The following is a 21,515-nucleotide window of genomic DNA, read 5'->3' as shown; positions in this document are numbered from 1 at the left end:
TTAATTTTCCTCGTTATTCTGTTGTGCTTCTTTTGCAGCTTGTTGAGCTGCTTTGCGTGCTTTAGCGCGAGCAATAGCTGCGGCGACGGCTGCCTTTTTCGGATCGACTTCATCAATAGTGTCGACAACTGTATCCGTTGAGCTTTCAGCTTTTTCCGACTGATTTTTAAGTGACTCTTTCGCCGCTTTTCTGGCTTTAGCTCGCGCAACGGCAGCAGCGACCGCCGCTTTTTTCGGGTCAACTTCTTCAATCGTCTCAGCAATAGATTCAGCAGTGATGTCAGCTGTCTCAGGTTGCTTCTGTATCGCTTCTTTGGCTGCTTTGCGCGCTTTGGCACGGGCAATTGCTGCGGTAACAGCGGCTTTCTTAGGATCTTCCGCTTTGGCTTCAGCCGATTCAGTGGCTTCTGCAGTCGTAGTATCTGCTTCTTTTTCGGCCTTGCGTGCTTTAGCGCGAGCAATGGCAGCAGCAACAGCGGCTTTCTTAGGATCTTCTGTTTTAGCTTCAGTTGGTTCAGTGGCTTCTGCAGTCTCAGAATCCGCCTCTTTTTCGGCCTTACGTGCTTTGGCGCGAGCAATGGCTGCAGCTACTGCTGCTTTCTTCGGATCTTCCGCTTTGGCTTCAGCCGATTCAGTGGCTTCTGCAGTCGCAGTATCTGCTTCTTTTTCGGCCTTGCGTGCTTTGGCGCGAGCAATGGCTGCAGCTACTGCTGCTTTCTTCGGATCTTCCGCTTTGGCTTCAGCTGACTCAGTTACTTTTGAAGTGGCAGTATCTGTCTCTTTTTCAGCCTTGCGTGCTTTGGCGCGAGCAATGGCAGCAGCGACAGCTGCCTTTTTCGGATCTTCCGCTTTGGCTTCAACTGATTCAGTTACTTTTGAAGTGGCTGTATCTGTCTCTTTTTCAGCTTTGCGTGCTTTGGCGCGAGCAATGGCAGCAGCAACAGCGGCCTTCTTCGGACTTTCCGCTTTGGCTTCAGCTGATTCAGTTACTTTTGAAGTAGTTGTATCTGTCTCTTTTCCAGCCTTACGAGCTTTAGCTCGAGCGATCGCTGCGGCAACTGCACCTTTTTTCTCATCCCCGGTAGATTGAGGTGCTGCGGTGCTTTCTGCTGCCTGTTTGGCGGCTTTACGCTCACGAGCCTGGCGTTTACGTTCTTCACGTAGTTTCGCCATTTCGCTGTTATCCGGTAGAGCTTCACCGTTAGCGCCTGCGATGGCTTCAGCCTGTTTTGCTTTGGCACGGGCAATTGCGGCGGCTACTGCAGGTTTCTTATCAGCATCGGCACTTGCCGCGGCCTGCTTGGCCTTAACGCGAGCAATCGCTGCGGCAACGGCATCATCGCCACCGGTTGCGGCCATTTCTTTACGGCGATCTTCTGCAGCTTTCTTAAAGCGGTTGTCGCGTTCTGCTTTATCACGTTCCAGACGGGCTTTCTTCGCTTCAAAGCGTAGCTTAGCTCGTTCTGCTTTTTGCTCATCCTGTTTGCGGGTGCGGATTTCAGCTTTAGCCTGGCGGTAGTACTGAACCAACGGGATTTCACTTGGGCAGACATAGGCACAGGAACCGCATTCAATACAGTCAAACAGATTGTATTCTTCGCACTTATCGTAATCCTTATCTTTGGCATACCACTGAAGCTGCTGTGGTAGCAGAGAAACGGGGCAGGCATCAGCACAGGATGAACAGCGAATACAGGACATCTCATGGTTAGACGGAGAAATCTCCTTGCGCGTCGGTGCAAGAATACAGTTTGAAATCTTGGTGATTGGCACATCGCAATGCGGCAGGGTAAAGCCCATCATCGGGCCGCCCATGATCACGCGCGGCAGCTTTTTATCTGCTTTGTAACCGAATCGTTCAAGCAGGAAGTCAACTGGAGTGCCTAAAAGCGTCCAGGTGTTACCCGGATTTTTAAATGTTTTACCCGTAACTGTTACTACACGCTGAATCAGTGGCTCGCCGTCAACAACCGCGCGCTTAATGGCGAAAGTCGTACCGACGTTGTGCATCATAATACCAATATCAGCCGGAATGCCGTTTGCCGGTACTTCCTGGCCTGTCAGTACTTTGATCAGCTGTTTTTCACCACCAGACGGGTATTTGGTTGGGATAGCACGAATGATAATGCCGTCATTTTCGGAAATGCATTGCTTGAGTGCTTCAATCGCTTCCGGTTTGTTATCTTCAATACCAATGATGCTCAGGTTTGGCTTAAGGATATGTTTCAGGACACGAATGCCTTCAACTACTTCTTCAGCATAATCCTGCATCAGGCGGTCATCGGCAGTAATGTATGGCTCACACTCGGCAGCGTTAATAATCAGGACATCAGTTTTGCCCAGACCGCTTTGTAGTTTTCGACCGGCAGGGAAACCCGCACCACCCATACCAGAAATACCGTGTAGGCGAATGTGATCGATAAGATCAGACGGTTCTGCTTGATGGTAATCAGCTACTGGTGTCTTTTCACTCCAGTGATCATGACCATCCGGTTCGATGATGATACACATGTCCGCCAGGCCAGACGGGTGCGCAATGGTACGTGGCTCGATAGCTTTAATCGTACCGGAAGTCGGAGCGTGGACCGGAACACTCATGGCAACATCAGCGTGAGTCAGCACTTGCCCTTTACGGACTTTGTCTCCGGCTGAAACAAGGATATCACCGACAGCACCTATGTGCTGCTTCAGCGGTAACACCAGCTCTTTCGGTAGCTGAGCGTCTTCAATTTTTGTTTTGTTTGAAAGGGTTTTCTGCTCTGGCGGATGAATCCCACCCGGGAAGTCCCATAGCTGACCCTGTTTAATTTGTTCGATTATTGACAGCATGGTTACTCTACCTTGTTGGCGCTGGCATCAGTTGGAATATTCACGACAGGGATTTTGTTCAGCTCCCACTTCCAGGTTTCCGGTGTCATTTCTACCGGAACCATTTCGATACAGTCGGTCGGACAAGGTGAAACACAAAGATCACAGCCGGTACATTCGTCTTTGATGACGGTATGAACTGCCTTAGTACCACCGACAATGGCGTCAACAGGGCACGCCTGAATACACTTGGTACAGCCGATACACATGTCTTCATTAATAAAGGCAACCTTTTTGATGCCTTTGCTTTCATCATGGGCTGAGTCTGCGACTTCAACACCCATAAGGGCAGCTAATTTTTCGATGGTTGCCTGACCGCCAGGAGGACATTTATTAATGTCATCACCATTCGCGATAGCTTCTGCGTAAGGGCGGCAACCAGGATATCCACACTGACCACACTGGGTTTGCGGCAGGATGGCATCAATTTGCTCAACGATAGGGTCAGCTTCGACTTTGAACCGGATAGAGGCAAAGCCTAAAAGGAGACCAAAAATCGCGGCAAGAACTGCGATGGCAGCTACTGCTATTAGGATTCCGCTCATCTTATAGTTTCACCAATCCAGTAAAGCCCATAAAGGCAAGAGACATCAGGCCGGCTGTAATCATTGCAATCGATGCGCCTTTGAATGGGCTTGGTACATCTGCCGCTGCAATACGTTCGCGCATTGAAGCAAACAGAACCAGAACCAATGAAAAACCAACAGCAGCGCCAAAGCCGTAGATCACAGACTCGATAAAGTTATGACGTTCGTTGATGTTGAGTAGGGCAACACCCAGAACTGCACAGTTTGTAGTGATCAATGGCAGGAAAATACCCAGCAGACGATAAAGCGTCGGGCTGGTTTTATGGACAACCATTTCAGTGAACTGAACAACAACAGCTATCACCAGGATGAAGCTGAGGGTTCGAAGATATTGAATGCCGAGTGGCTCAAGAATATAGGCTTCGACAAGGTAAGCACACACCGACGCCAGGGTAAGAACAAACGTGGTTGCCAAACCCATACCAATTGCTGTTTCCAGTTTTTTAGACACCCCCATAAACGGGCAAAGGCCTAAAAATTTTACCAGTACAAAGTTGTTTACCAACACTGTACCTACGAGTAGTAGTAGGTATTCAGTCATACCGTCTTAATTATATTTTGCTAGAGATCTGCATATTATCTTCCTTTGTCCGACCTATAACAACTCCCCATAAGCAGGGTTTTTCAAGATTGATGTGCTTTTGGTCAGTTACAGCAAACTGTTTTCAATAGCTTGTCTAATTTATTAACCGAAAGAGTACGTTTGATGATCAAATGTTATAAGAAAGGGGAGGGCGGCCATCCGTCAGTGACATTGATTGCGAAGCAATCATGATGTCGCAGAATAAAGAAAACCCGGCCATCTTGACCGGGTTTCTGTGAATTTGGCTCTCCTGCTGATTTGGACGTGACCGGTTAGGTGGGGGCGTCCAGCTCAGCGGCAATTAGCGCTAACCTACAGATATGAAAAAGGCCCCGTCATCGACGAGGCCTTGTAATTGGCTCCCCCTGCTGGACTTGAACCAGCGACATACGGATTAACAGTCCGCCGTTCTACCGACTGAACTAAGGGGGAATAGGTTGTGTTCTGATAGTACTCAGTCAGTATGACTGAGTCAATGGACAGGATTTGAACCATCTCCCATTCGTGAAAATCAGAAACTTGTTTGTAAATTAAGCTTTAGAGGAAATTACGTATCAAGCTCTATTTTTAATGTGACCTGCATTCGGATTCAGCGAAGAAAACGTTAGTAAATATAGCAAAACTTAATTCCAAAAATGGAGCGAAAAAAAGCTTGATTTTCACCATCCCAGATGTGGTATGGGATTAGCGCAGTTATCCACGGAAACTGTGGATAACTATGTTGATGGATGTTTGGAAAAACATGTTCTGGTTAAACATGTGGCTAGCTGGGTGATCTTTGCGCATTTTATTTCAGGTGCATAAATACCTGTTCTTAAGCGCAATAGCACTAAGATGGTGAAAAAAAATGAATAATTAGAATAATTGCTTTAAAAGAATGTGGCTTGCGAGTTAGCTGTGAATTGTGGGGAATTAACTTCGGGAAAAACTGTGGATGATTTCTCTCGATTTTGCTAAGCGAGAGGAATTAAATTCGACGGGACTGACGTGCCTTAAGGCTGCCTGAATTTATGCGCTTTTGTGCGTGGGCGGTGATAATACGCCGATGTGAGATATAGATCAATCCTTAGTTGTCATTTTTTGTCCATTTATAACTAAATCGAATGTCTTCAATGAAAAAGCCCGGCATGGTATGTCCGGGCTTTTGTAGTGTGCATTAGCTATTTACTACTCTTGTGATTAATAGCTAAGGATTAACTTACTGATTTGCATTGTCATCAGGTTTAACCAATGGATTATCCACCTTGCTTGGATCTGCTGGGATATAGTTCAGGCCGGTTTTAAGTTCAGTGAGTTTCAAACCTTTTCCAGTAAGGTCTTCAACGTAGTCGATCATGGCTTGGTTATCTTTGAAGCCCGAGTTTGTAGCCTCTTTACCAAGGAACAGACTGTAACCGTCTTTCCCGCCTAACAGGAATGAAGTAGTAGCAATGTTATATGTTGTATTGGCTACGATATCAGCACATACGCCAATACCAACTCCGTCCTTACAGACCTGAAGTCCTTCGATACGGCTACCTTCAGCTTTTGTGCCGTCATATGTGTACTTCAGGTTAGCTGTAGTCGGGAAGCCGCCATCAGAAGTCGCATCTGGTGAAGTGGCATAGTTGATAGTAGTTTCCAGTAATTCACGTACTTCGGTGCCCGTTAGTTTCACCAGTGCTACCTCGTTGCCGAAAGGCAGCAGGGTTCCAAGAATGTAACCAGCAGTTAGTTCATCAGTGCCTTCTTTAGGAACAATATCAGCACGAACACCACCAGTATTGGTGATCGCCATATCAACATTATATCCCTGCTGCTCAAGTATCCATGCCATAGAGGCAGCAACATGCGCTCCGGCTTCAGAACCGGTAGTAGCTAGAGAGGCACCGCTGCGCTTTTTACCTGGGATACGAACGTGGTCAAATTTGTTATCTGAGTCACCGGCATCATCAATATGACCAATAACCTTGCTGCTGAAGGCTTCAACTTGCGGTTTATAGTTAAGATCAATGATACGGCGCAGAGACTGGTTTTCCTCAGTGATGGCAATATTGTCTTGCTTGGCCACAAAAGATTCTGTTGCAGCCTGATGCTCATCAGTTAGTGCTGTCCGATCCTTTTTCCCGTCGCCATCAACATCTGCGTATTTGAACTTGAAATTTTTACCAATCAGCAGGGTGTTGTTACCTTTACAGCTCAGTAGTTCGCCCTGTTCAGATAAACTGACATCGATCTGGCCCACGGCTTCGGCATATTCACCAGCCTGAACGACACAGGTTTTGCCTTTGCCATCTTTGTTGGTGAATATTTCAGCATAGCTGACTTCTGTATGGCCTTTACCTAAGCCCAGGTTAGTGAAGTCGCCAAGACGAGTGTGAGAGTGGCCGCCGACAATAAGGTCAACGCCGTTAACTTCTTTGGCTATTCTGACATCGCGATCCACACCTATATGACTGACCATCACGATTTTGTTGATACCTTTGGCTTTTAGTTCATCAACAATCTTCTGTGCGGTATCTACTTCTTTGTTGAATTTCAGGTTTTCACCCGGAGAGGATATCTGATCCAGATCTTCCAGTACCAGCCCAAAGATACCAACTTTTTCGCCGTTGAACTCTTTGATGGTATATGACTTCAGGTTGCCTAAGTTCTTCATGTCTGCATCAGCACTGGTATCCAGGTTTGCAGCCAATAGAGGGAAGTTAACGTTTTCGATAAATGAGATCAGTGGATCGTTGCCCAGATCAAACTCATGGTTACCAATAGCCATGGCGTCGAGGCCCATTTCGCTTAGTAAGGTTGCGTTACCAGAACCTTTTAACAAGCTAAAGTAGAGTGAGCCCTGGAACGCATCACCACCGTGCAGGGCTAGGAAAGGAGTGCCGTTGGCATCGGCAGCTTCGCGGGCTGCATGTAACTTGGCGGCCAGTCGAGGATAGCCACCGACATCAGTGCGAACTTTAAAGGATTTTTCTGCGGTGCTGAGGTCGCTGTTAATGAAATCCAGGCTATGGGCGTCAAAGTTGGAGTGAGTGTCGTTGATATGAGCAACACTCATCGTAAACGTTTTGTCGCCGGTCTTATCAACTGGAGCTGTTGTGGTGTCGTTATCATTACAACCTGTCAGTGCAGCAATTACGGCAAGAGTAAGGATACTTTTCGTTATTTTTGTTCTATTCATTGAAATCACTTCGCTATTTTATAATCAGCATTTCGCTGTTTTGGTTTGTTGTTATTCAATGCGAACAAAAAATAACGGAGTTGAGCAATTACTCAATATTGCAAATTATTGATTGTGCGAATGATCACCTAGTTGAGCTGAACTTGATTCAATAAGAAAGAAGGGGTCAACAAACCAACATGGATAGTAAATAAGCAAGATAAAATAGACATTGATGTTTTCTTTTGTGAGCCACCTTTGGGTTGAATTGCAATGTTTTGTTGTATTGAGTCATAAAAGTGAGATGGCAAGGTGGCAAGTCAAGCTATTTACATACTCATTGTTATTCATTGTGTGTTGCTTTGTTGACAACCAAACTCATAATCGCAAAATGCTCTATTAGGTTCTGCATCTTTTATTACGGTATTTCTGCATGAGCAAATCCTTCAACATATCTTCTAAATTCGCCCCCTCCGGTGATCAACCCGGTGCTATTAATCAGCTGCTTGAGGGATTGGATGCGGGGCTGGCCCACCAGACGCTGCTTGGGGTTACGGGGTCTGGTAAAACTTTTACAGTGGCAAATGTTATTGCCGAGGCTAACCGCCCGACTTTGATTTTGGCACCAAACAAAACTCTGGCTGCGCAGCTTTATGGTGAAATGAAGGAATTCTTTCCTGACAATGCCGTGGAGTATTTTGTTTCTTATTATGACTATTACCAGCCTGAAGCGTATGTCCCGACCACGGATACTTTCATTGAAAAGGATGCGTCGGTGAATGCACATATTGAGCAGATGCGTTTGTCGGCAACCAAAGCACTGATGGAGCGACGTGACGTCATTATTATTGCTTCGGTTTCTGCCATTTATGGTCTGGGTGATCCGGATTCTTACTTGAAGATGATGCTTCATGTTCGTCGTGGTGACATCCTGGATCAGCGAGATATCCTGCGCCGCCTTGCTGAATTGCAATATACCCGTAATGACGTCGCCTTTGAGCGAGGTACGTTCCGTGTTCGCGGAGAGGTGATTGACATCTTCCCGGCAGAATCGGAAAAAGATGCGGTTCGAATTGAGTTGTTTGATGATGAAGTGGATAGCATCAGTACTTTCGATCCTCTGACTGGGGCTATTCACCAGCGTGATCTTCCCCGCTGTACGATTTACCCCAAGACTCACTATGTAACGCCTCGCGAACGTATCCTTGAAGCCATCGATCTCATTAAGGATGAGCTGGTGGTTCGCAGGAAGCAGTTGATGGATAACAATAAGCTGGTCGAAGAGCAGCGTATTGCCCAGCGAACCCAGTTTGATATTGAGATGATGAACGAGCTTGGTTTCTGTTCGGGCATCGAAAACTATTCCCGCTACCTCAGTAGGCGAGCTGAGGGTGAGCCGCCACCAACCTTGTTTGATTATCTACCTGCTGATGGCCTGCTTATCATTGATGAATCCCATGTCACGGTTTCGCAGATTGGAGCAATGTTCAGGGGGGATCGTTCAAGGAAAGAAAATCTGGTGGATTATGGTTTCCGTTTACCATCAGCATTGGATAACCGCCCGCTTAAATTTGAAGAATTTGAATCTCTTGCGCCGCAGACGATCTATGTTTCGGCAACGCCGGGAACTTATGAGGTCGAACAGTCAGGGGGGGAAATTGCTGAGCAGGTGGTGCGTCCGACAGGTTTGCTGGATCCAGAAATAGAGGTTCGTCCTGTAGCAACTCAAGTTGATGATTTATTGTCAGAAATCCGTATTCGTGAAGCAAAAGGTGAGCGGGTTCTGGTGACAACTTTGACCAAACGAATGGCAGAAGACCTGACTGAATATTTGAGTGAGCACGGTGTGAAGGTGCGTTATTTACACTCGGATATTGATACGGTTGAACGTGTTGAAATTATTCGTGATTTGCGACTTGGTGAGTTCGATGTGTTGGTTGGGATCAACCTGTTGCGTGAGGGGCTTGATATGCCTGAAGTGTCGCTGGTGGCGATTCTGGATGCTGATAAAGAAGGTTTCCTTCGTTCAGAACGCTCACTGATCCAGACCATTGGTCGTGCAGCTCGAAACCTTGAAGGTAAGGCTATCTTGTATGCAGACAAGATCACCGGGTCAATGGATCGTGCGATCAATGAAACTAACCGTCGTCGTGAAAAACAGCAAGCCTATAACGAGAAACACGGAATCGTGCCACAGGCGTTGAATAAAGCCGTGGCAGATATTATGGAACTGGGGCAGTCCGGAAATCGTAAGGTAAATAAAGCGGCTCAGCTTCATAAAGTGGCAGAGCAGAAAGGGACTTACACGACGATGTCACCGCAGCAATTGGAATCAGAAATTCAGAAGTTGGAATCGGATATGTATGATTTTGCACAGAATCTTGAGTTCGAAAAGGCGGCAGAAATTCGCGATAAGATTCATTCGTTGCGTGAACAGTTTATCGTCAACAGCTAGGATGGAAGTACTACGGTTTCCGTATAAGCGGAAGTAACTACCAGTAAATTTTTAAATTCAATGAAGACAGTAGAGCTTGCAGCAATCATTCAGATGTTGCGGGTTTTGCTGTCTTTATTAGTTTGAGCGTTAGGTTAAGCCTGAATGACTGTGGGCTTTGGCTTGTTTTTCGCAGGCAAAAAAAAAGCCAACCGATAAGAGGTTCGGTTGGCGTCATTGTTTAAGTGAAAATATTCCACAAACAACGTCAGTTGGCTAGGTTGACTCTCAGGAAAGAGTCGAAATGTATAATGCAGGCACCGTGCCAACTTTTTAAAATAGTGGAATTGCACTTTCTTGCGGCGTTCTGTGACATATTTGTCATGTGAACTTTCTATTTTGAGAAAGTGATTTGCATTTTGCAAATCAATATGCAAATCATAATAGGAGAAATCAGACTGAATTTTCTAATAACAGTTTTTTTCCTATTGTTTACAATTAGTTTAGGGAAACAGGCTTAGGAGGGGCAATGGAAAGCAGTCAAAACCCAAGACAAGTATTGATGGTTGAAGATACCGCCTCCGTGGCGGCATTGTATAAATCTTACCTAAACCCTCTTGGGTTGATGGTCAATATTGTCGGAACCGGGGCTGATGCACTTGATTTCGTAAAAACGACCACACCGGATTTGATTCTGCTGGATCTTCGTTTGCCGGATATGATGGGGATGGATGTCCTGGAAGCGGTGCGTCGTGACCTCGGCAATATTCCGGTTGTGATCATGACGGCACACGGTTCGATTGATGTTGCTGTTGAAGCGATGCGTCAGGGGGCTCAAGACTTTCTGATTAAGCCTTGTGAGGCTGATCGCCTTCGTATTACGGTGAATAATGCATTAAAGCAGGAAGAAAAAGCGGCTCAGGAAGGACAGCAATCTAAGCAGGGTGGGGCTCCACAATATCAGGGCTTTATCGGAAACAGTCTGCCAATGCAGGCTGTTTACAGGGTTATCGAATCTGCTGCGGCCAGTAAGGCTACGGTATTCATTACGGGTGAAAGCGGAACAGGTAAAGAAGTCTGTGCAGAAGCAATTCACGCTGCCAGTCCCCGCCATAATAAACCGTTTGTTGCGTTGAACTGTGCGGCGATTCCGAAAGAATTGATTGAAAGTGAGTTGTTTGGTCATGTTAAAGGGGCTTTTACCGGGGCTTCAACTGAACGACAAGGGGCTGTCGAATTAGCAAATAACGGCACTCTGTTTTTAGATGAACTTTGTGAAATGGATTTGGATCTGCAAAGTAAATTACTTCGCTTTATTCAGACAGGCACATATCAGAAGGTAGGTTCATCAAAAACCAGCAAGGTTGATGTCCGCTTTGTTTGTGCGACTAACCGTAATCCGTGGATTGAAGTTCAGGAAGGCAGGTTCCGTGAAGATTTGTACTATCGCCTTCACGTTATTCCTATTTCGTTGCCACCGTTAAGGGATCGGGGAGAAGACGTCATTGAGATAGCTCATGCGCTACTGGCATTGATGTCTGTTGAAGAAGGAAAAAACTTTAGTCGCTTTTCACCAGAGGTAGTAGATCTGTTCCAGAGGCACAATTGGCCGGGCAACGTACGTGAATTACAGAACGTAATCCGCAATATTGTAGTGCTTAATACTGGAGAAGAAGTTGCACTGGAGATGGTTCCACCAACTCTCAATGGAATTGGCGTCGAAATTGCATCAAACCAGAAGTTAGTTGCGGAACCGCAAAAAAGTCCGGCTTCTGAAAACGGGTTTTCTCAGAATCAGAAAATCGATAAATCTCAGATCGAACCGCTTTGGATTGTTGAAAAGCGTGCAATCCAAGCGGCCATTGATGCTTGCGACGGTAACATTCCGCGTGCTGCGGGCTTATTGGAAGTCAGCCCATCGACGATCTACAGAAAATTACAAACCTGGCAGGAAGCAGCAGGTAGTGACAGGGAGACTAAATAAATGGCAATGAGTATTAACGCAGAAACAATTAAGCGCTTATCTGAAGAAGTTGGTGAGGAAACGGTAACTTTGTTGCTAAACGTTTTCAGTGATGAGTTGGAACAATACTTACGCCAGTTATCAGATCAACCTTCAGTCAGTCAGGTTCGGGAAATCAGTCATGCCATCAAAAGCAGCGCAGCGAGTTTTGGTGCTGATGAACTGGCGGAAATGGCTCAGGAGTGCGAATCTCGCATGAAGCAGGGACAGGATCAGTGGATGAATGACCACCTGCCTGAATTCAGGCAGATGGTGCAGGGGATGGCGAGTCAGTATAAGCAGTTAGCGAGCAACGACGAGCTTATCAACCGCATGCTTTAATTTTTCCCTGTCATGACGCCATTCATGATTGCTTGATGCCAGATCTTCAATGATCTGGTTATATCGGGCAGGTAAATCCTCATGGTGCTTATCGGTGAGGATGCCATCAAGGTGGCGTCCTCCCATTGCTCTTTCACACCAGTGAAGCATCGTTTCCAGCGACATCATTCCAGCTGGACCATTTTCCTTATCAAGGTTTGTTACAAAGATAATTTTAGCTTTACTGTTTTTTAAAGCCGTACCCATTTCTTTGAGCAGCAGCGGAGGCATCACGCTCGTCAGAAAGCTGCCCGGACCCAGCAAAATCACATCTGCATTCTCAATGGCTGACACGGCTTCTTTTGTCGCCGGCACAGCTGGCTCAACGTAAAGGCGCTGCGGGATATCTGCCAGTTCGTCAACGCTGGTCTCACCACAAATAATGTTGCCCTCAGGTGTCATCGCTGCCAAATCCGCCGGGTGTTCTGACATAGGGACAATTTGAGTATCCACTTTGAGCATGTCTCGGATCAGATTGATCGCATCTAGTGGTCGGATAGAGAGGTTATCCAGTGCTTTCAGCATCAGATTGCCAAGGTTATGTCCGTTAAGTTCACCAGTACCGCGAAAACGATATTCAAATATCATCGAACCAACAGAAGGCTCAGTAATTAGCTGGTTGATACAGTTTCGCGTGTCTCCCCACGCAATGCCGCCCTGACAGGCACGGATCCGTCCGGTTGACCCGCCGTTATCTGTCGTGGTGACAATCCCTGTTACCAGAGAACCGTATTCGGAAAGTGCCGAGAGAATTCGGCCAAGGCCGTGTCCGCCGCCAATGGCAACGATGTTTGCGTTGCAAAGCTCAGTGTTAGAAGCCATAGCCGTTTTGAAAGCTGTTTAATTAAAAGATAGCGCTAAGTTTACCCAGATCATTTGGCTGATTACAAACTAAGGGAAGGAAAGAATCGATATGGGTCTTCTTTATTATGAGGTTGAAAGAAAAAACCTTCCGGGGAAAGCCGGAAGGTGAACGACAGTGTTTGGCTCTAAAGCATTAATGAGTTTCTTGCATGATACTCATCAGGTAGTCGTAAGTATTTTGACAGCTCGGTGTGTTGATGAGTGCCTGCTTATCACAAGCCGGAACAGGCAAAATCTCCAGCCAGCGCTGACAGAGCCAGCTCAGATTATTGAACTGCTTTTGTTGATTTAGTTCGTTCAGCTCCGGATGTTTGCTGAACATTTGTTTTAGCTTGTCTGCCAGCTCTTGCTGATCCATTTTGATTTCAACTTCAGGCCAGAGTGGAATACTCTCATATTCTGCAAAAAGAAACCCTTCTTTGTTCTCATGCAAAGTGTGAATGCGGAAGTTCTCATGGCCATAAACGGTGACAATCAGTGAACCATCCTGAGCTGATGTATCGAAATCTTCAATCGTAACTCGGGTACCGATGTGGAAAACATGACTTTCCTTTTCGGCTTCGTCATACATACAAATGCCAAAACCGTCGGTTGATGACAGGGCATTTTTGAACACTTCCATCTGTTGTCCGGGGGCAACACGGAGTGGCATTCGTCCACCAGGCAATATATGGCGATGTTGAAATAGTAACGGTATAGACTGTTTCATAATCGGCTCCAACTGTCGTTAATTGTGTCTGGTAATACAGACATTGCAAATGTGGTGCCGACTTTACTTACTCCTCTGTACTTTGATAAACACAGTAAAGCTGATGATTTCTTGAGCAGTCTTTTGCATAATGCAAATGGAAATGCATTTTGCACATCTATTTTGCAATTATTTCTGATTTGCAATGATTTTTAATGCACTATCGCTTGGTAGCAACTCAAGGTGACTCTGTTCATCAAAGTACCACCCTTTGATGAGTCCTTTGTCCATCATGTCCCTGAAGCCGCTAATAACCTTTTTGGCCTCTTCGCGGGCGCACCTGGCATCCAGTCCTTCTTCACGCTGCAAATAGAGCGCAATATCATCAATTGTTGCAGATTCGATAATATTGGACATAATAACCCCACACTTAATGGTAATTTTTTGCAATATTCTCATTAGTAGTATTGTCCTGAATTATCCCAAAAGGTAGAATGCGCCACGTTTTTTTTCAGAGAATTGTCAATAAGCCAATTTCTCTGATATTTTATAACCAGTAAGCCGTTATGTATTCGCTTAAAAAATGCTTATACATAGCAGCCATAGCTCCGAGCTTTGCTCACTAAGTTGCAGCCCAGAACATCGGGATGACAATAGGTGTGTTAAGCCAGTGACTATTGTCACCAGGGTCGGTAAAGAAATGCATCGGCCTCCCGTGTTTGGAAAGGTGTCCCGTGGCGAACCAATTTGAAGATAGTTTCCATCGCAAGTTTTATTACTTGCGACTTTCAGTTACAGATGTTTGTAACTTCAAGTGTACCTACTGCTTGCCGGATGGCTATAAGCCTGCGGAAAAGCAAAAACCTTCTTTTCTTTCACTGGAAGAAATTAAGCGCGTAACCGCGGCTTTTGCTGAGTGCGGTACAACCAAGGTGCGTATTACCGGCGGTGAGCCGAGTCTGCGCCGTGATTTTACAGACATTATCCACACCGTGGCGTCCCAGCCTGGTATTAACAAGGTCGCGATGACTACCAACGGTTATCGCATGGCTAAACATGCCCAAGAATGGCGTGATGCCGGCCTTACCAATATCAATGTCAGTGTCGATAGCCTTGATCCTAAGATGTTTTACCAAATCACCGGTGAGAATATGTTCCACCAGGTGATGTCTGGTATTGATGCTGCTTTCGATGCCGGTTTTGAGCAGGTCAAAATCAATACGGTATTGCTCAAGGACCTCAACTCGCAGGAACTGCCTAAGTTTCTTAATTGGATTAAGTCCCGACCAATCCAGTTGCGTTTCATTGAGTTGATGCAGACCGGTGAAATGGACGAGCTATTTAACCGTCATCATGTTTCCGGTGTAAGCATTCGCAATTACCTGATCGCTAATGGTTGGGTCCTAAAAGTGAGACACAAGAACGACGGCCCAGCACAGGTATTTTGTCACCCGGATTATCAGGGTGAGATTGGCTTGATCATGCCTTATGAAAAGAACTTCTGCCAAAGTTGCAATCGCCTGCGTGTTTCGGCGAAAGGTAAGTTGCATCTTTGCTTGTTCGGCGAGCATGGGGTGGATCTGCGTGACTTGCTGGAATCAGACGGGCAGCGTTCTGCACTTATTGATCGTATCCAAAACGGTTTGCAGGAAAAGGCAGTAAGCCACTTCCTTGATGCCGGTGAAACGGGTATGACACCTCACCTCGCTTCAATCGGCGGATAGAACATTACCGCATAGAGCATTTTAAGTCGCTCTATGCGGTTACTCACATTCAAATTCAAGTTTTGGGAGTTGAGGAAGCAGGCCGGCGTTTGTTTAATTCCATGCCTCACCTCAGGAAATAATACAATGAATCAATTCACACATATCAATGCTTCAGGTGAAGCGAACATGGTTGATGTTTCTGCCAAGGCGGAAACAGTTCGTGAAGCTCGTGCAGAAGCCTTTGTTCATATGGCACCGGAAACCTTGGCTCTGATCTTGTCTGGTCAGCACCACAAGGGTGATGTTTTTGCTACGGCTCGTATTGCTGGTATTCAGGCGGCGAAAAAAACCTGGGATCTTATCCCGCTATGTCATCCACTGCTGCTATCTAAGGTGGAAGTTCAGCTGGAAGCGATTGAAGCTGAAAGTAAGGTACGCATTGAATCCTGCTGTAAGCTGGCTGGTAAAACAGGCGTAGAGATGGAAGCATTGACTGCAGCATCTGTTGCTGCACTCACCATTTATGATATGTGTAAGGCTGTTCAGAAAGATATGGTGATTGGTCCTGTTCGTTTGCTTGAGAAAACGGGCGGTAAATCAGGTCATTTTAAGGTGGAAGCATGATTAACGTACTTTTCTTTGCACAGGTAAAAGAGCTGGTGGGTATTGACCGCCTTGAAGTCAGTGCTGAATTTGATACTGCAGAAGCACTTCGTGCTCATCTGAGTGAACGTGGCGATAAATGGCAACTGGCTATGGAGCAGGGCAAATTGCTGGTGGCAATTAACCAGACTATTTCTTCGCTGGATAGCAGTATCAAAGATGGCGACGAAGTTGCCTTCTTCCCACCGGTAACTGGAGGCTGATGATGATTTCAGTTCAGTTTGAAGATTTTTCTGTTGCTGATGAATACGCAAAGCTGGCTGAAGGCACTGATGCCGGTGCAGTTGTGACTTTCATTGGCAAAGTACGTGACTTCAATCAGGGTGACTCCGTGACCGGTTTGTCTCTGGAACATTATCCGGGGATGACTGAAAAATCTCTGGCAGAGATTGTTGAACAAGCTCGTGAACGCTGGCCGTTGCTGAAAACCCGTGTTATTCACCGTGTTGGTGATTTAGAACTTGGCGATCAGATTGTATTCGTCGGTGTTACCAGTGCACACCGCGGTGCTGCATTTGAGGCTTGTGAGTTCATTATGGATTACCTGAAAACCCAAGCCCCTTTCTGGAAAAAAGAGCAGACGCCTGAGGAATCACGCTGGGTTGATGCGCGAGAAACAGATACGACTGCAGCTGATCGTTGGAAGTAAATTGACACTGACATCATTCGGGTTGGTGCTGATACCTCTCGATGAACGATCAATCGGGTAGAGATGTGAAGTCTCTACCCGTTTTTATTCTTGGTTTACTATTTTCTTTCAGGCTTATAATCCCCACCTCTTGACTTCGAACCCTCGATTTTAGCTTTGAATGCATATCTTGGCATTCGGACTTCTCTTGTCTATTCGAATATTTATTTGTTGCGAAACTCTCAAAACAAGTTGTTAACATCTTTAGCCCTTATTTATTGGGTGTGTTTTTCTGCCCAACTGGTTCATTAAAAAAGCAGTGAATAATCTTTCTCTAATATTCGGGTGTTTTTTCATTAGTCTCTGTGTTAGGTTTAAGTTGTAAGCATAAATAGCCGCTGCAAGTGAATGGTTATTGAGTTTGGCGTTATTCGGTGAGAGGAGTGGGATTATGATCAGAAGCGATCGGTTACTCTACGAAATTGCACCAGACGGCTTTGGTGGTAGAAATTGTGAGCCCTGGGAACAGTGGCGTGCGAAGGCACAGGAAATGTTGCCGCATTTTCCCGAGGAAGTATTGAAAGAGTGGGTTTATCGCCACTGGAAAGGAGTATTGAGTAATTGGGGTTGGCTGGATTTTCAGGCAATGACTTTTACTAAGCAGAGCTGGGGCACAGAAGATATCATCAGCAAGATTAAAACTCCGCATGATGATGTTGTTAACTTGTTTGCACGGCGCATGAATAACACGATCTTCCAGCGTAGCTGGTTGGTGCAGAACATGCAGACAAACGGTACCTGGCCAGTAGCACCTATCGTTCTGCACTATGAGCGCGATCTTCACGCGACTAATGGCAGGGTATTACAAGCACCGTTTAACTTGCTGGAAGGACATCATCGCCTTGGTTATTTCAAGAATCTTGCTGAGCAGGGCGGTTACCTGAAAGAGCAACATGATATCTGGCTGGTGAAAATTCCACTGCATTAATTCATTTTGGTGCCAGAGAAAGAGTATTGAGCTACAGAATCAAAGTCATAAAGAAAGGCAGCCAGTTGGCTGCCTTTCTTATTGCTGATTAAGCAAATAGTGTTGAAGTACTTCAGATATAAAAATAGCCCCTGCCGGAGGGGCTATGAGAAGCTAAAGGTACGAAAAACTACTTGGTACCTTTATGTTCACCTTTGGCTTTGTGTGCCGGAGGCACGTAACCGTGGCGAACACGGGAAGGACTTGGTGGGGGAAAACAACCTGCTGGTCTCATTTTCAACTCTCAAGATGCAACGGAACGGGAACAGAATATCGTTCAGCCCCCCAACTTGTTTGAACCTTTTTTACTTCAATCAGGCGACTGTTCGATACTGCAAATAGTAGCGTTATTGCTTTGTTATAGATACTTGAAATCTGGCATCAAATGTTTATGTGAAAAGTTAATCTATAAGCATTTTTTTTATTCGCTTTTGTTATTAAATGGTGGGTGACAGGCGGTTCTTTAGCTTATGTGCCATATTTAAAACCTGACCTAAAAATTCGGGCAGATGTTTCAATTCAGGATATTTATTCATCAGTTGCTTTAATGACAGATTGTTCAATGAATTGTCTCTGTTGTAAGCATGATGAAGCTGAAATGACCTAGGTTAACAGCGGAGGGTTCCATGAAACACAAGCGTGTATCAAATAAAAGAATCAAGCAGATGATGGGTGAAATCAATCATGATGGCTTATTTGATGAAGTGATCAATCCTCATAGTGATGATCAATTAGTTGAGAAAAAACAACAACCTATGGGTAATAGTTCGCCAGAATTTAAGATTGATGATGAAAATAAGTAATTATCATTAATGACAGGATTTCTTCGAAGCGCCCAGTTGTGGGCGCTTTTTTTGTGCCAAATCTTCCATTATGAATCATGTTGTCTATTCTTTAGCGGTGTGTTGCATATTGGTAAACTTTTGTTCTAATAAAATGCTCAAAATCACGATTTTTTGTTTATTTTATTCGTTTTCATGGCTTTTTTGGCGGAAGTTGCTTCATGTGGTAGCTTTTATGACAGATTGAGCTGTCATAAATCGGACATATGGTTGTTTGTTTTGGTATTAAGGGTAATATTAAGCATATTGTCATTTTTTGTAATCGATTTGTGGTAAATTGCTTCAATGCCTGATAATGTTTTGACCAATTCTTCGGTTTGCTTTGTGTTGTTTAGGATTAATGATGCAGAGATTGCTGACACTTTATGCGCCGGCTGAAGAACGTCATGGACGTATCGAATTATGTATTGGAGTTAATGCATGTATAAAAACAAAATTACTCAGGCGCTGTTGATGAGCGCTGGTATGGCCGTTGCAGCAACCTCATTTTCATCTCTTGCTGCTGATGTACCGGCTGGCGTGAAGCTTGCTGCAAAGCAGGAACTTGTTCGCGGTAACGGTACCGAAGTCGCCTCTCTGGATCCTCACAAAACTGAAGGTGTACCAGAATCTAACGTCATTCGTGATCTTCTTGAAGGCTTAGTCAACCAAGACGAAAAAGGCAACACTATCCCTGGTGTTGCTGAAAGCTGGGAAACAACAGATAACCGCACCTTCACTTTCCATCTTCGTAAAGACGCTAAATGGTCGAACGGTGATCCCGTGACCGCTGCGGACTTTGTGTACAGTTTTAAGCGTGCTGTTGATCCGGCTACCGCTTCTCCGTATTCATGGTATCTGGAAATGACTACCATGAAGAATGCAGCAGTAATCGTTGCAGGTAAGGCTGACAAAGAGACTCTTGGTGTAACTGCTGTTGATGATCATACGCTGAAGATTGAGCTAGAGTCTGCAGTTCCATACTTTGTGAAGATGATGGGTCATACAACAGTTAAGCCGGTTAACCGCAAAATTGTTGAAAAGTATGGTAACGACTGGACTAAGCCAGAGCACTTCGTTGGTAACGGAGCTTATGTTCTTGATAAATGGGTTGTGAATGAGCGTATTGTTCTGAAACGTAACCCAATGTACTGGGACAATGACAAGACAGTTATCAACCAGGTAACTTACTTGCCGATTGAAAACCAGGTTGCAGAAATGAATCGCTTCCTGGCCGGTGAGATTGATATCACTAACGAGCTACCGAATGAACACTTCCGCCGTTTGCAGAAGGAACATCCGGAATACGTGAGTATTGTCGGTAACCTTTGTTCTTATTATTACGGCTTCAACAATGTGAAAGCGCCGTTTAATGATGTTCGTGTTCGTAAAGCTCTGTCATATGCGATTGACCGAGACATTATTACGAAAGCTCTGTTGGGCCAGGGCCAGAAGTCGGGTTATTTTCTGACTCCTGAAATCACAGCTAACTTTAATCCTGTGATGCCAGATTACGGCAAGATGACTCAGAAAGAGCGTAATGCCAAAGCAAAAGAGTTGTTAGACGAAGCCGGTTTCAACAGAGGCAATCCGCTGGAGTTTACACTGCTGTATAACACCTCTGAAAACCACAAGAAGATTGCAGTAGCCATTGCTTCTATGTGGAAGAAGAATCTTGGTGTTACAGCGAACCTGGAAAACCAGGAGTGGAAAACGTACCTGGATAACCGCCGTCAGGGTAACTTCGACGTAACCCGAGCTGGTTGGTGTGGTGACTACAATGAGGCGTCCAGCTTCCTGTCTCTGATGCAGAGTAATAACAGCTCCAACGATCCAAAGTACACCAGCAAGGCATACGACGACATTATGGCGAAAGCGCTTAGCTCAACTTCTGACAGTGAGCGTGAGAAGCTGTATAGCAAGGCTGAGCAACAGCTTGCCAAGGATATGCCAATTGCCCCTATCTACCAGTATGTTAAGGCTCGCTTAGTTAACCCTAAGGTTGGTGGTTTCCCTGCCAATAACGCCGAAGACAAACTGTATTCAAAAGATATGTATATTAAGGCTGACTAAGAAGCAGCTGAAAAATAAATTAAGCGCTGCTCCCGGGATGGGGGCAGTGCTGGTTGTTTGTATCTTTTTGATACTGACAACACCCTAACTGTCACAGACTGAAATATAAACGGTGTAGTTTATGATTAAATTCATCGCAAAACGGATTTTTGAAGCAATACCAACTTTGTTGGTATTAATAACAATTTCCTTTTTCCTGATGCGTTTCGCACCAGGTAATCCTTTCTCCAGCGAGCGCCCGCTGCCGCCGGAAGTCATGGCAAATATCGAAGCCAAGTATGGTCTTGATAAGCCTGTTTTTGAGCAGTACACAACTTACCTTGGCAATATTGTCCAGGGTGATTTTGGCCCGTCATTCAAATATAAAGATTTCACTGTAAATGAACTGGTTTCAAAAGCTTTGCCTGTATCGGCGAAGATCGGTTTCTTTGCATTTATCTTTGCTTTGGTTATGGGGGTGACAGTCGGAACTCTGGCGGCCTTGAAGCAAAATAGTTGGCTGGACTATACCATTATGTCGACGGCCATGGCCGGGGTGGTGATGCCCTCATTTATACTTGCTCCGGTTCTGATTTATATCTTCTCAATCAATCTTGGCTGGTTGCCTGCCGGTGGTTGGAACGATGGCTCGGTTAAATATATGCTGTTGCCGATGTTTGGTATGTCGCTGCTTTACGTGGCCACCTTTGCCCGTATCACCCGTGGTAGCATGATTGAAACCCTGAACAGTAACTTTATCCGTACTGCTCGCGCGAAGGGCCTTAGTTACCCTTACATCATCATTAAACACGCGCTTAAGCCTGCTTTGCTACCTGTTGTTTCATACATGGGCCCGGCTTTCGTCGGTATCATCACCGGTTCGGTTGTTATTGAAACCATCTTTGGTCTGCCGGGGATCGGCAAATTATTTGTTAACGCCGCCTTCAACCGTGATTACTCACTGGTTCTTGGTATCACCATTCTTATCGGTACGCTGACCATTATTTTCAACGCAGTCGTTGATATTGTGCTTGCGTACATTGATCCGAAGATTCGTTACTAGGAGGCC

Annotated in this window: 18 protein-coding genes, 1 tRNA gene and 1 riboswitch; of the genes, 11 read left to right on the top strand and 8 right to left on the bottom strand. The window is 45.4% G+C overall.

The annotated features are described in order from the left end of the window. From rsxC to AACQ93_RS12035, 5 genes are all read right to left on the bottom strand, one after another. The gene (gene rsxC, locus AACQ93_RS12055) at nucleotides 1-2,829 is read right to left on the bottom strand and encodes an electron transport complex subunit RsxC (RefSeq protein ID WP_064605233.1); all 2,829 of its coding nucleotides are present in this window, start codon (nucleotides 2,827-2,829) and stop codon (nucleotides 1-3) included. Between the two features lie 2 nt (nucleotides 2,830-2,831). Further along, nucleotides 2,832-3,413 carry an electron transport complex subunit RsxB gene (rsxB, locus tag AACQ93_RS12050; RefSeq protein WP_064605232.1) on the bottom strand — a complete coding sequence of 194 codons (582 nt, stop codon included), beginning with the start codon at nucleotides 3,411-3,413 and terminating at the stop codon, nucleotides 2,832-2,834. Nucleotide 3,414: 1 nt separating this feature from the next. Then, the gene (rsxA, locus tag AACQ93_RS12045) at nucleotides 3,415-3,996 is read right to left on the bottom strand and encodes an electron transport complex subunit RsxA (protein WP_007467342.1); all 582 of its coding nucleotides are present in this window, start codon (nucleotides 3,994-3,996) and stop codon (nucleotides 3,415-3,417) included. Between the two features lie 398 nt (nucleotides 3,997-4,394). Then, nucleotides 4,395-4,470, bottom strand: a tRNA-Asn gene (locus tag AACQ93_RS12040). A gap of 766 nt (nucleotides 4,471-5,236) precedes the next feature. Continuing rightward, complete coding sequence (locus AACQ93_RS12035; protein ID WP_084419144.1) at nucleotides 5,237-7,201, bottom strand: bifunctional metallophosphatase/5'-nucleotidase; 1,965 nt, start codon at nucleotides 7,199-7,201, stop codon at nucleotides 5,237-5,239. A gap of 412 nt (nucleotides 7,202-7,613) precedes the next feature. On the opposite strand from AACQ93_RS12035, the gene uvrB reads away from it, so the two are divergent. From uvrB to AACQ93_RS12020, 3 genes are all read left to right on the top strand, one after another. After that, a complete protein-coding gene (gene uvrB / locus AACQ93_RS12030; protein ID WP_064605231.1) occupies nucleotides 7,614-9,635 on the top strand; it encodes an excinuclease ABC subunit UvrB in 2,022 nt (673 codons plus the stop codon). A 508-nt stretch (nucleotides 9,636-10,143) separates the two neighbouring features. After that, the gene (gene luxO / locus AACQ93_RS12025) at nucleotides 10,144-11,598 is read left to right on the top strand and encodes a quorum-sensing sigma-54 dependent transcriptional regulator LuxO (protein WP_064605230.1); all 1,455 of its coding nucleotides are present in this window, start codon (nucleotides 10,144-10,146) and stop codon (nucleotides 11,596-11,598) included. Beyond that, the gene (locus AACQ93_RS12020) at nucleotides 11,599-11,958 is read left to right on the top strand and encodes an Hpt domain-containing protein (protein WP_064605229.1); all 360 of its coding nucleotides are present in this window, start codon (nucleotides 11,599-11,601) and stop codon (nucleotides 11,956-11,958) included. It begins immediately after the preceding gene. On the opposite strand, the gene yvcK is transcribed toward AACQ93_RS12020, so the two are convergent. From yvcK to AACQ93_RS12005, 3 genes are all read right to left on the bottom strand, one after another. Further along, nucleotides 11,920-12,819 (bottom strand): uridine diphosphate-N-acetylglucosamine-binding protein YvcK, encoded by a 900-nt coding sequence (yvcK, locus tag AACQ93_RS12015; protein WP_064605228.1) that lies wholly within the window; start codon nucleotides 12,817-12,819, stop codon nucleotides 11,920-11,922. The two genes, AACQ93_RS12020 and yvcK, sit on opposite strands and share 39 nt — an antisense overlap. A 175-nt stretch (nucleotides 12,820-12,994) precedes the next feature. Then, nucleotides 12,995-13,570, bottom strand: coding sequence for an LON peptidase substrate-binding domain-containing protein (locus AACQ93_RS12010; protein WP_064605227.1), 576 nt, complete (start codon nucleotides 13,568-13,570; stop codon nucleotides 12,995-12,997). Between the two features lie 168 nt (nucleotides 13,571-13,738). Then, nucleotides 13,739-13,966, bottom strand: coding sequence for a hypothetical protein (locus AACQ93_RS12005; RefSeq protein WP_007467325.1), 228 nt, complete (start codon nucleotides 13,964-13,966; stop codon nucleotides 13,739-13,741). A gap of 177 nt (nucleotides 13,967-14,143) precedes the next feature. Then, a riboswitch (molybdenum cofactor riboswitch) is annotated at nucleotides 14,144-14,295 on the top strand. Here AACQ93_RS12005 and moaA point away from each other — a divergent pair. The 8 genes from moaA to oppB all read left to right on the top strand — a co-directional run bounded on the left by moaA (nucleotide 14,284) and on the right by oppB (nucleotide 21,509). Then, nucleotides 14,284-15,273: a GTP 3',8-cyclase MoaA gene (moaA, locus tag AACQ93_RS12000; RefSeq protein ID WP_007467323.1), complete on the top strand. Its 990-nt coding sequence runs from the start codon at nucleotides 14,284-14,286 to the stop codon at nucleotides 15,271-15,273. It overlaps the preceding riboswitch by 12 nt. A gap of 126 nt (nucleotides 15,274-15,399) precedes the next feature. After that, nucleotides 15,400-15,879: a cyclic pyranopterin monophosphate synthase MoaC gene (moaC, locus tag AACQ93_RS11995; protein WP_007467322.1), complete on the top strand. Its 480-nt coding sequence runs from the start codon at nucleotides 15,400-15,402 to the stop codon at nucleotides 15,877-15,879. Further along, the gene (gene moaD / locus AACQ93_RS11990; RefSeq protein ID WP_064605226.1) at nucleotides 15,876-16,121 is read left to right on the top strand and encodes a molybdopterin synthase sulfur carrier subunit; all 246 of its coding nucleotides are present in this window, start codon (nucleotides 15,876-15,878) and stop codon (nucleotides 16,119-16,121) included. Before moaC ends, moaD begins: the two co-directional genes overlap by 4 nt. Before the next feature lie 2 nt (nucleotides 16,122-16,123). Continuing rightward, nucleotides 16,124-16,567 carry a molybdopterin synthase catalytic subunit MoaE gene (moaE, locus tag AACQ93_RS11985; RefSeq protein ID WP_036800412.1) on the top strand — a complete coding sequence of 148 codons (444 nt, stop codon included), beginning with the start codon at nucleotides 16,124-16,126 and terminating at the stop codon, nucleotides 16,565-16,567. A 430-nt stretch (nucleotides 16,568-16,997) separates the two neighbouring features. After that, on the top strand, nucleotides 16,998-17,534 hold the full coding sequence (locus tag AACQ93_RS11980; protein WP_007467317.1) for a hypothetical protein: 537 nt from the start codon (nucleotides 16,998-17,000) through the stop codon (nucleotides 17,532-17,534). 665 nt (nucleotides 17,535-18,199) lie between these two features. Next, the gene (locus AACQ93_RS11975) at nucleotides 18,200-18,376 is read left to right on the top strand and encodes a hypothetical protein (protein ID WP_198160128.1); all 177 of its coding nucleotides are present in this window, start codon (nucleotides 18,200-18,202) and stop codon (nucleotides 18,374-18,376) included. Nucleotides 18,377-18,835: 459 nt separating this feature from the next. Beyond that, the gene (locus AACQ93_RS11970) at nucleotides 18,836-20,467 is read left to right on the top strand and encodes an ABC transporter substrate-binding protein (RefSeq protein WP_007467310.1); all 1,632 of its coding nucleotides are present in this window, start codon (nucleotides 18,836-18,838) and stop codon (nucleotides 20,465-20,467) included. Between the two features lie 121 nt (nucleotides 20,468-20,588). Further along, entirely contained in the window at nucleotides 20,589-21,509 is a 921-nt protein-coding gene (oppB, locus tag AACQ93_RS11965) for an oligopeptide ABC transporter permease OppB (RefSeq protein WP_007467309.1), read from the top strand. Nucleotides 21,510-21,515: the final 6 nt, after the last annotated feature.

This window comes from Photobacterium sp. J15 (genome assembly GCF_963870815.1).
Taxonomy (GTDB): domain Bacteria; phylum Pseudomonadota; class Gammaproteobacteria; order Enterobacterales; family Vibrionaceae; genus Photobacterium; species Photobacterium marinum.
Note: the sequence above shows the minus strand (reverse complement) of the source record. Positions and strands in the feature narration are given on the sequence as shown.

Excerpts from the sequence above, each read along its gene's own strand:
- AACQ93_RS11970 (WP_007467310.1), top strand. The coding sequence starts at position 18,836 with ATGTATAAAAACAAAATTACTCAGGCGCTGTTGATGAGCGCTGGTATG.
- AACQ93_RS11975 (WP_198160128.1), top strand. The coding sequence starts at position 18,200 with ATGAAACACAAGCGTGTATCAAATAAAAGAATCAAGCAGATGATGGGT.
- moaE (WP_036800412.1), top strand. The coding sequence starts at position 16,124 with ATGATTTCAGTTCAGTTTGAAGATTTTTCTGTTGCTGATGAATACGCA.
- AACQ93_RS11980 (WP_007467317.1), top strand. The coding sequence starts at position 16,998 with ATGATCAGAAGCGATCGGTTACTCTACGAAATTGCACCAGACGGCTTT.
- uvrB (WP_064605231.1), top strand. The coding sequence starts at position 7,614 with ATGAGCAAATCCTTCAACATATCTTCTAAATTCGCCCCCTCCGGTGAT.
- rsxA (WP_007467342.1), bottom strand. The coding sequence starts at position 3,996 with ATGACTGAATACCTACTACTACTCGTAGGTACAGTGTTGGTAAACAAC.
- oppB (WP_007467309.1), top strand. The coding sequence starts at position 20,589 with ATGATTAAATTCATCGCAAAACGGATTTTTGAAGCAATACCAACTTTG.
- AACQ93_RS12005 (WP_007467325.1), bottom strand. The coding sequence starts at position 13,966 with ATGTCCAATATTATCGAATCTGCAACAATTGATGATATTGCGCTCTAT.
- moaD (WP_064605226.1), top strand. The coding sequence starts at position 15,876 with ATGATTAACGTACTTTTCTTTGCACAGGTAAAAGAGCTGGTGGGTATT.
- moaC (WP_007467322.1), top strand. The coding sequence starts at position 15,400 with ATGAATCAATTCACACATATCAATGCTTCAGGTGAAGCGAACATGGTT.
- AACQ93_RS12020 (WP_064605229.1), top strand. The coding sequence starts at position 11,599 with ATGGCAATGAGTATTAACGCAGAAACAATTAAGCGCTTATCTGAAGAA.
- AACQ93_RS12035 (WP_084419144.1), bottom strand. The coding sequence starts at position 7,201 with ATGAATAGAACAAAAATAACGAAAAGTATCCTTACTCTTGCCGTAATT.
- rsxB (WP_064605232.1), bottom strand. The coding sequence starts at position 3,413 with ATGAGCGGAATCCTAATAGCAGTAGCTGCCATCGCAGTTCTTGCCGCG.
- yvcK (WP_064605228.1), bottom strand. The coding sequence starts at position 12,819 with ATGGCTTCTAACACTGAGCTTTGCAACGCAAACATCGTTGCCATTGGC.
- AACQ93_RS12010 (WP_064605227.1), bottom strand. The coding sequence starts at position 13,570 with ATGAAACAGTCTATACCGTTACTATTTCAACATCGCCATATATTGCCT.
- rsxC (WP_064605233.1), bottom strand. The coding sequence starts at position 2,829 with ATGCTGTCAATAATCGAACAAATTAAACAGGGTCAGCTATGGGACTTC.
- luxO (WP_064605230.1), top strand. The coding sequence starts at position 10,144 with ATGGAAAGCAGTCAAAACCCAAGACAAGTATTGATGGTTGAAGATACC.